This is a genomic window from Polynucleobacter sp. 15G-AUS-farblos (assembly GCF_018882445.1).
Taxonomy (GTDB): Bacteria; Pseudomonadota; Gammaproteobacteria; order Burkholderiales; family Burkholderiaceae; genus Polynucleobacter.
Map to the genome: position 1 here is coordinate 1 of NZ_JACVOM010000026.1, position 355 is coordinate 355.

The 355-nt window shown below is 44.2% G+C and carries 1 protein-coding gene; it reads right to left on the reverse strand.

The features are described 5' to 3' along the window. Positions 1-355: hypothetical protein (locus ICN41_RS11255; protein ID WP_216293020.1), on the reverse strand; the 355-nt coding region annotated here is incomplete at both ends.

The following is a 355-nucleotide window of genomic DNA, read 5'->3' on the forward strand; positions in this document are numbered from 1 at the left end:
CAAAGCAAAGCCAATATGGTCAGAAAAATTGGCCCAATGGATAGCTTGGAGGAAATCTGTCCAATCGTATCGCCTCCAAATGCATACATCAGGGCATAAGGTATTTCGGCAATGAAGGGGAGTAGTGGCAGACTAGCAAAAGCATCCGAATTTCTAAGCGGCAAATAATTATGGGTACTAGCTATTAGCTTAGCTTGCGCCATATAAAATACTAACGGGTCTTCCGTAGGATACGAAACCTCAGCCACCAACACCAAGCAGACTACCAGCATCACCAAAGAAAAGATCGCCTTAGTAAGAAGATCTTCTTTAAGGAGTCCTTGAATCCAACTAACCAGGGCAAAGCGCGTACGAT